This window comes from Candidatus Zixiibacteriota bacterium, from assembly GCA_026397505.1.
GTDB lineage: Bacteria > Zixibacteria > MSB-5A5 > GN15 > PGXB01 > JAPLUR01.
On sequence record JAPLUR010000102.1, the window covers coordinates 1 to 9,291 of the forward strand.

Annotated in this window: 7 protein-coding genes; 2 read left to right on the top strand and 5 right to left on the bottom strand. The window is 49.6% G+C overall.

Features of this window, described 5'->3' with window-relative positions; all coding sequences use genetic code 11:
- The first annotated feature begins 666 nt into the window (after positions 1 to 666).
- Positions 667 to 1,200, top strand: coding sequence for an RNA polymerase sigma factor (locus tag NT002_10415; protein ID MCX6829677.1), 534 nt, complete (start codon positions 667 to 669; stop codon positions 1,198 to 1,200).
- Positions 1,197 to 1,883 carry a zf-HC2 domain-containing protein gene (locus tag NT002_10420; GenBank protein ID MCX6829678.1) on the top strand — a complete coding sequence of 229 codons (687 nt, stop codon included), beginning with the start codon at positions 1,197 to 1,199 and terminating at the stop codon, positions 1,881 to 1,883. Before NT002_10415 ends, NT002_10420 begins: the two co-directional genes overlap by 4 nt.
- Positions 1,884 to 1,980: 97 nt before the next feature.
- Here the strand turns inward: NT002_10420 and NT002_10425 are convergent, their stop codons facing one another.
- From NT002_10425 to NT002_10445, 5 genes are all read right to left on the bottom strand, one after another.
- Positions 1,981 to 2,967: a zinc-dependent alcohol dehydrogenase family protein gene (locus NT002_10425; GenBank protein ID MCX6829679.1), complete on the bottom strand. Its 987-nt coding sequence runs from the start codon at positions 2,965 to 2,967 to the stop codon at positions 1,981 to 1,983.
- A 188-nt stretch (positions 2,968 to 3,155) separates the two neighbouring features.
- Positions 3,156 to 5,240, bottom strand: a complete 2,085-nt coding sequence (gene fusA / locus NT002_10430; GenBank protein ID MCX6829680.1) for an elongation factor G — start codon at positions 5,238 to 5,240, stop codon at positions 3,156 to 3,158.
- 350 nt (positions 5,241 to 5,590) lie between these two features.
- A complete protein-coding gene (locus NT002_10435; protein ID MCX6829681.1) occupies positions 5,591 to 6,541 on the bottom strand; it encodes a PKD domain-containing protein in 951 nt (316 codons plus the stop codon).
- Positions 6,542 to 6,562: 21 nt separating this feature from the next.
- On the bottom strand, positions 6,563 to 7,876 hold the full coding sequence (locus NT002_10440) for an N-acetylmuramoyl-L-alanine amidase (protein MCX6829682.1): 1,314 nt from the start codon (positions 7,874 to 7,876) through the stop codon (positions 6,563 to 6,565).
- Positions 7,863 to 8,939, bottom strand: coding sequence for a hypothetical protein (locus NT002_10445; GenBank protein MCX6829683.1), 1,077 nt, complete (start codon positions 8,937 to 8,939; stop codon positions 7,863 to 7,865). The genes NT002_10440 and NT002_10445 overlap by 14 nt, the downstream gene beginning before the upstream one ends.
- Positions 8,940 to 9,291: the final 352 nt, after the last annotated feature.

Consider the following 9,291-nt stretch of genomic DNA (forward strand, 5'->3'; position numbering starts at 1 on the left):
CATAATGCACGTCTTGGCCGCCTTCTGGGACTATATAAGACCATTCCGAAAGAATTCCCATGCCATCAACCGAATAAGGTCAGCGGCCATCCCTAATCTATAAAAGTAGGGTTTTTCAACACTCCCCTTCGTCTGGGGTTCCGCCCTTGTATCTACTAATTCGATGGGGAGAAGAATGTCGAGACCCCCATTAATTCCGCGGCGCGGAATTCAGGGGGAATTTTGGCCTATCTCTGCTTGCAGTCAGTCAACCGGCAATGTGGACATCGGTCGTGCCGGTGCAATTCGGGACGGGCAAAGACTCATAAATTTCTTCGACGCCTTAAAGGCAGGAGGGCAGGACCGGCGTCCCGCCCTCCACCGTCGGTCACCCTGAGGAGGTAAACGGCGATAAATGGAACCGCGAAAGGATGTGATATTTCAAAATGAGTCGGGCGGCGTTCTGATCCGTAGGCCGGCCATTGGGCATTCCCACGGCCCGACACAGAATCATCCCGTCTTCTCTTTGACAGGTTCTCTATGAGTGATATTTGGGGAAAGGCGCCAATCTTACATAATATCATGGCACAGGGGCCGAAGAGAGGATGCATTTTGTTTTGACAGAATCGGCGGAAAACGTTAATTTGTAAGTCAATGGAGCGGACGGCAAAACAGAAGGACTTGCAGGTGAAAGAGTTATTGGCCCGAGCCCGACAGGGAAATAAAAAGGCCGAAGAGGAAATTTTTCGGTTTTTGTATGAAAGATTTGCCCTCATTGCCAAATATAGATTAGGGAGGGAAGAGGCTCGGGACATCTCTCAAGACGCCTGCATGACGATCTTGGAGAAGTTCCGAGCCGAAAAGATACCGGAAAATTTCGAAGCGTGGGCTCATGGAGTGCTTCGTATGAAAATCGGCAATTTCTTGCAGAAAAGAGAAGTCAGACATAAAGTTATGGTGGATGAGATGTTTATCGGTGGGGCCGCCGAGCAGCCGGATATTCCGCCGAATCCGGAGTTTAAACGGAAATTGTTGGATTGTCTGCGCAAAATAATCCAAGTTTTTCCGCGTTATGCCCGGGCCATGAAGCTCGTGCACCAGTGGTATAAAACCAAAGAGATTTGCGACCGCATGGGGATCAATGCCGGCAATCTGTATGTCATTCTTAATCGCGGTCGCAGTATGCTTGGCCGCTGTCTCATTAAAGGAGGGATTGAGTGAACATTGATAAATGTAAGGAACCCGAAATAGGCACCATGCTTCATGCCTATGAGCTGGGGGCGCTTTCGGAGGAGGATACGGAACGTTTCGAAGTCCATTTGTTGAAATGTCGATACTGTTTCGCTTCAGTCAAGCAGTTCGAGACGACCGCCGGGCTGTTGCGGCATGATGGGTCGGTGAAAGAAGAAGTGGCCTCTGTCGGTTCAGAGACAACCGAGTTGTCGCTGTTGCGCCGAAGCCTGAAATTCCTCTGGCCGGAACGGCCGCTGGTTTTTAAACCGGCCCTGGCCTTACTTGTGATTCTGGCTCTCATCTATCCGGCTTATCTGGGATTATCGGAGAAAGGTTCCAACTGTATCCGGCCGGTCGGTTCGATTACCCTGCTTCCTCTGCGAACCATGATGACTGATACGTACAGCCTTTCCTCGGGGAAGGATCTGGTTCTTTCGTTCGTATTTGACAATGCCGAGCCGAATACAAAGTATCGGCTGACAATAAAAGATGCCGGCGGCAATGTTATTTATGGGGATGATGCTTTTGCGGATTTTGACAATTTCCAGACCGGTCGGATTTTTGTCCCTAATAGTGTTTTGCGGGCGGGAAGGTATCATCTTACGGTGGAAGTGCCAAGGGGGGATACGCTGATAAAGGGGCCGGAATATTATTTTGAGGTTAAACCCTGATAATATCGGGGATCCGTCGGGACTTGGTTGGTTTTCGAAATGGGATATGGGGGCGATTCCTGGAGATATCGGCAACTGCGTGAATTTGCAACTGGTTCTAATCGATCATAATCACGGCGGCGCCGGTGAATTTCCCATGGCGTAAGTCATCAAGCGCTTCGTTTGCTTTCGACAGCGGATAAGGATGCACCTCTGTCTGCACCGGTACTTTGGGCGCCAGAGCGAGGAATTCCTCACCATCGCGGCGTGTCAGGTTGGCCACCGAGCGGACGATACGTTCCCCCCAGAGAATGGAATAGGGAAATGAGGGGATATCGCTCATGTGGATTCCGGCGCAGACAACCACGCCGCCTTTGCCGACCGCCCGCAGCGCCGCCGGCACCAGTTCCCCGGCCGGGGCAAAAATAATGGCGGCATCAAGCGGCACCGGAGGTAGCTGGTCGGAATCTCCCGCCCAGACAGCGCCGAGCCTGAGGGCAAATTCTTTCCCCGAGACATCATCACTCCGCGTGAAAGCATAAACCTCACGTTTCTCATAACGGGCCACCTGAACCAATATATGGGCGGCGGCGCCGAAACCATAAAAGCCGAGACGGAAGGCGTCACCGGTCATACGCAGAGCGCGGTATCCGATCAAACCGGCGCAGAGAAGCGGGGCCGCCTGCATATCGGGATAGCCGGCCGGAATCGGAAAACAGAACCGCTCATCGGCGACACAGTACTCGGCAAAACCGCCGTTAATCTGATAACCGGTATATAGGGCCTTGTCGCAGAGATTCTCGTGTCCGGTGCTGCAGTAGGTACACTCGCCGCAACTTCCCCCAAGCCAGGGGACGCCGACGCGATCGCCGAAAGCGAAGTGACCGCTTGCCTGACCGGTGTCTAAGACAGTCCCGACTATTTGGTGCCCGGGGATGAGGGGCAGGTTCGGTTCTTTCAGATCGCCGTCGACGACATGCAGGTCGGTACGGCAGGCGCCGCAGGCATGAATTTTTATGAGAAGCTGTCCTTTCTTTGGAATGGGGGCCGGAATTTCGGTCAATTCCAGAGGAGTCTCAGGGGCATTTAGAATCATCGCACGCATAATACCGTCACTTTCATTTCGAGCCGGTAATATTTCCAAATCATCGGCATCGGAACAAATCTATCAATATGAGGTCAATGATGCAATGCAATAATCATGTTCGGGTGTCGTAAGGAAAAAATATTCAGGGGTGTCTGCCTGACACCCCTGATTGGATAAATATTGTATTACGGGAATGGAGCAGAAAATCAGGCGACGGCTTTTTTCTTCTCAAGCTTTTCGGCAATGACTTTTTCCTCGATACTCCTGGGAAGCGGTGAGTATTCCAGGAATTCCATCGAGAAGTTGGCACGGCCGCTGGAGAGAGTCCGCAAACTTGAGGCATACCCGAACATCTCCATCAGGGGGACGGTCCCGTTGATTTTCTGCGACCCTTTGCGGTGACGCCGCATGCTGCCGATTTTTCCGCGCCGGCGGGTGACATCTCCGATAATATCCCCCATATATTCATCAGGAGTGTTGATTTCGATTTTCATCAGCGGTTCGAGAAGCTGGGGCGCGGTTTTATGAATTACCTCGCGGAGCGCCTGTGCCGTGCAGAGGCGGAAAGCCATCTCGCTGGAATCAACGGTATGATAGTTACCGTCAAGAAGGACAAATTTCATATCGACCATGGGATAACCGGCCAGAAGTCCTTTGTCGGCCATTTCGCGGAAACCTTTCTCCACGGCCGGAATATACTCGCGCGGAATATTGCCGCCCTTGACATGGTCGACAAATTCAATTCCGCCGCCCGGATTCGGCTCAAGGCGGAAATCGATCTGGGCGAACTGCCCTTTACCGCCGGTCTGTTTCTTATATTTGTAATCGAGGCGTATCTCGCGGGTAATCGTCTCGCGAAAAGCGACCGAGGGAGCGCCGACAACAACATCAACTTTGTGGTCGTTCTTGAGCCGGTCGACAATGACATCAAGGTGCAATTCTCCCATGCCGGATATGACCACTTCCTCGGTTTCCTCCTCGAAATGCACTTTGAATGAGGGATCCTCGAGAGCGATTTTACTCAGGGCGACGGCCAGCTTTTCGCGGTTGTTTTTCCCGGCCGGTTCGATGCGAAGGTCAAGCACGGTATCAGGGTAATGTATATTTTCGAGCAGGATGGGATGATCCTGTTCACAGAGAGTATCTCCCGTGGTGGTGTACTTCATACCAATCAGGGCGCCGATATCGCCGGCTTTCAGTTCGGTTATTTCTTCCCGGTCGGCGGCGCGAATACGGAGTATCCGTCCGATCCGTTCCCGTTCGCCCTTGGTAGCGTTATGGATATAACTTCCGGCCTTAAGCTCACCCGAATAGACTCTGATAAATGTCTGCTGGCCGACATAAGCATCGGTAATGATCTTGAAAGCGAGGGCCGCAAAGGGGCTCTTGGTTGAGGGTTTACGGGAAATAGTCAACTCGTGGTCATCGATGTCAGTCCCGGTGATTATCCCGCGGTCAATCGGGGAGGGAAGATAATCGACGACGGCATCCAGAAGCGGCTGGATACCTTTATTCTTGAAGGCGGCGCCGCAGAAAACCGGCGTAATAAGACCACTTAAAACGGCATGACGAGCGACATGTTTGATTTCCTCAACAGCAATCGGCCCTTCGTTCAGATACTTGGTCATCAGGGAATCATCAAAATCGGCCAGGCGGGCGATCAGGTTGTCGCGCAACTGCCCGGTCTGGGTTTTCAATTCCTCGGGGATTTCTATGAGAGCATTCTCGCGGCCGTTGTATTTAATAGCGACCAAATTTACCAGATCGATAAGCCCCTCGAATTTCTCTTCACTGCCGATCGGAATCTGAAACGGCACGGCGTTGGCCTCGAGCATGTTGTTCATCAGCTCAATCGTATGGAAATAGTCGGCTCCGGCACGGTCCATCTTGTTGATGAAGGCTATCCGCGGCACTTTGTAGCGGTCGGCTTGATGCCAGACTGTTTCGCTCTGCGGTTCCACGCCGCCGACGGCGCAGAAAACCATGACGATGCCATCAAGGACACGTAGCGACCGCTCCACCTCGAGGGTGAAATCGATATGACCGGGGGTGTCGATGATATTTATTTGATGATCGTTCCATTCGGTCGTAATAGCCGCCGAGGAGATGGTGATACCCCGCTCCTGCTCCTGTTTCATGAAATCCATGACGGCTTCGCCATTATGCACCTCACCCATCTTATGGGTTCTTCCGGTGTAGAAGAGGATTCGTTCGGTGGTGGTCGTTTTCCCGGCGTCGATATGGGCCACAATACCTATATTTCTAATCTTCTGTATTCTCGCCTGATCCAAAATTCAATCTCCTAAAAACAAAAACATATACAATCGAGTAATCTCTGTTCAATTCAACCCCAAAACCGCAACAGATTCAATTACTCTACCCTGTGTGCAGATAAAATGGTTAAATCTGACGAAAGTTCCCGTAAATGCAGGAAATTCGGGGCAGAGTATTATAATAGAAATGTGAAAATTTCCAAAGAAAAAAAGCAACCACCCCGATCAATTCGCGCAAATATCGTAAATTGGTTAAAGCGTTATCCGATAACAGCATGTGGTAATATCGCGGCGCGAGCGGCGGATTTGAAAACCCGCCGCTCGCGGGTGATTACGAGGAAGCAACCTCGAAAACGGACCAGATTCTCTTACAGGCACACCGGGGCCGGACCCCCTTTATAAAGATGATTTATCAGATAAGTGACATCCTGAAGATTGAGATTGCCGGAATGATTCACATCGGCTGCCTGCCAGACCGGTACCGGCGACGGGCCTCCTTTATATAAGTAATTTATCAGATAGGAGATATCCTGTATGTTGATCAAACCGCTATTATTGATATCACCACAACGAAAGTCGCAGGCATCACCGATACCATCGCTGTCGGAATCATGCTGGTCGGGATTGGCAATCATGGGGCAGTTATCGGTCAGATCGGGGATTCCGTCATTATCGTCATCCGGGTCGCAGAGATCACCCAGCGCGTCGTGGTCGTTATTGGCCTGGTCGGGATTAGCCACACTCGGGCAGTTGTCGCAGGCATTAATGATACCATCGTTGTCGGTGTCGGGCGTTCCGGCCGGGGCGGTAACGGTCACAAAGGCATTCTTGGTCATCGTGCTTGTCCCGCAGCGATCCGTTATGGTGAGAATCACCGTATATATACCGGGGCATTTATACGAGTGCAATGCATAATAGGTTGATGACGTAGTATCCTTGCCGTCGCCAAACTCCCAATAATAGGTAGCGGAGGACATATCAACATACTTGGGCCAGAAATAAACTTCGAAATTGATATTAACCGTCGAATCGTTGCAGACAAAATCGGCCGAGCGGGGCTGGCAGGTGACATGAATCAGGTTGGTCTTTATGACCGTATCCGGGCCGCAGCCGTTGGTTGCTATCAGAGTCACCGTATAATAACCCACGCTGTCGAACCTATGTATTGGATCGCGCGCCGTCGAGGTCTGCCCATCACCGAATTTCCAGAGCCAGAAGGACGGAGTATGAGTAGAATTATCGTAGAAATGCACTGTCAGGGGGTAATTGCCGGTGGTCGTGTCGGTAAAGAAATCTGCGGTCGGCCGCCAGCAGGCCAGGCCAAAGCGATGCGAGATAACCTAGCCGCTATTATCGGCGAGATCAGAGCCTCGGATACGCAGAAAACAGCTATCGGAATTGATGTTGGGCGTATGCCAGAGATATTTGCCGGCGTTAGGCATCAATGCACCGCTTTTGGGGAGTGAGGCAGCGGAACCCATGCCGTTGTTATAGGGAAGCGGGCCGGCAATTTGGGACCAGGTGCGCTTGTTATTTGTGGAAAGCTCCACATAAAGAGAGCAGGAGTTAAGTACCCCCGGCGGTGCGTCCCACATAACAGTAATAGTGTCGTTCTTATTAATTTCGGTCATGCCGGCTGAGGGCTGTATGAAATTGAAATCAAATGGCCCGCCGGTGAAAATCGCCCGATACCAGTGGGTGCTGTCAACTGCATAATCAACCAACAACCCGTACGGATTTTGCATGGATTGGTCAATTATGGTGCCTGTAGTCCAGTTGCGATGTTCCCAATGGTGAAATGTATAATTGTAACTATCTTTGCTGAAGGGAATTGCAGTAAGGGTATGCATTTCATTCTCCAGCCAGCAGCCTTGATACGACACTGTACGAAGCCAGCTATCAACCTCCAATTCCAAGCCATTCATATTTGGATCCACAGAAAGATAATCCACCATGGCAATGCCGTTCTTATACCTGTAGCTAAAGTAGCCATCAAAAATGGCGTCCGCTTCCTGCTCTATATGATGGTCGGTATTATTATAAAACATGTATGCCTCGGACGGCTGGCTGATGAAGGAGGCCTCACTAATTGTGGACTCCATGTAGGTTCTTTCAAGAATTGTATAAACGCCGTGAGAATCAGCCGGATTCTTGACATATCTGTTAGGCCAGTTAGTCGATACCCGAAGCAGAATTTTCAAGGCGAGTTGTGAGTCATTCTGCCTGTTGCGCCCGCTATAAGTCGTATCATATTCCGGAATGCCGGGATCTTGAGGCGTTGTTGCCGTACTCGAGTAAAGGGAATGAATATACTGCTTCGTGGTATCTGCAACGCAATTGTGATGAATAGATATGAAGGTGTAAGCTTCATTACTATCGGCAATTATGGCACGGCGTGTCCACGAGGGATTCGTATCAGTAGTTCTTGTGAATACAGCGGAATAGTAACCAATATTATCAATATAATCACGAAGGGCTAACCCGACTGATAGGTTGATATGTTTTTCATAGTATGAAGGGATGACGGTCACACAACCAGGTGCGTTGTCCCCGCCATGTCCCGGATCGATACACATATCAATCCATGTAGCGAAGCTAAATGGAGAAATAAGAATAATCCCTATAACATATATCAAACTATTAATGGATTTCATTTGGCCCCCTTATGATTATATATACTTTATTGTTTGCAAGAAAAGCGATGCTTCTGCCGTTGGGTGCATATACCGGGGCGGTACCATTGGTTATCCCGATCAGAGAATCCAGTATCACGAATCTATTATTCAGATAGTTGTATGTGCCAATCTGATTCACTTCATAGGATTTATCGTCGTCGCATGCGATCTGAAATAGAATTTCATGGTCGCTTGGATTAAATGAACCAAATTCGAAGCCGCATTGCACAGTTTTGGGCGGGTGTTGTTTCAATATTGTATCAAGGACTATATAGGTAGAATCAGCCAGGCGTTGCATTGTACCGCCCATGAGTATATATGTCCTATCGCGATTAATACCCAGCGGCCCGGTCATATCCTGGTATGGTTTCCGTGCAATTCTTACCGAATCGCTCGCATCGGCGTTGACATAATATAGTCCTGTGGTACCCCAGCGAACGAAATGATCATTGCTCATGGACTTTTGCGAAGATGTGGTTTTAGTCCTGCTGATTATAGGGACGAGCGTCGATTTCTGGTCAGTCGCTTTGCGATAGTCGCCAGACCCCTCATAACGGCGTTTCGCAATATTATAACAAACCGTCCCCTCCAACGTTTTGAAAGGGCCCTCGAAATTGGTGACCATTATGGAATCATCACCAACGCCATTGCGGTCAAATTGCTCCAATATTGTCTCCTGACCGTTTTCGATATCCAGGAGCGAAAGGCGATATGGAATTGCCCCTCCTTTCTCACGGCCCTTGAAAGTTATGGCTATCTCTTTGTCCGAAACCCATTCATATCTGAATGGCAGCATATCAACATTTTTGACCTGCCGGGTATTGCCCAGGGTATCCGAAATCATCAGATATCCTCTGCTGAAGTAGGAAATCTTAGTCCCATCCGGCGACCATTTGATCGGCCATAAGAACGGCACCCAGTCGGCCGGGCCAATCTCGATCACCTTCTCAATCGTGTAATCCCCGGCACTCGCCGAACAGCCTATCAAACCCCAGCAGATACCCAAAAGCAGACAAATCACTATCAAATTGAAAAATCTCACGGTTTCCTCCTTGTAAATTGTTAGCCCAAAATATGCCATATTTTACTGCAAATCAAAAGAAACTGCTCATAGGCCGTCCTTTCCCCCAAAAGGTTTATGCCGCGCCCATATATAGGGCTGGTGTCCTGGCCAAAGTTCCGCGTTAATTACCCTACTATTAAGATGCCCCAAAGATTAAAAATGTCAAGAATTATTTTGGGAAAATTGGACGATGGTAATATCTTTATAAGTGTGTAAAAACGACAAGAGGTGTATCCTTAAGATTTACAAGCTGATTCAAAAGGAGACACCTAATGTCGTATAACGAGTTAGATTTTAGCAGGAGAAACATAGTCTTTGCGCTTTCGGAAGT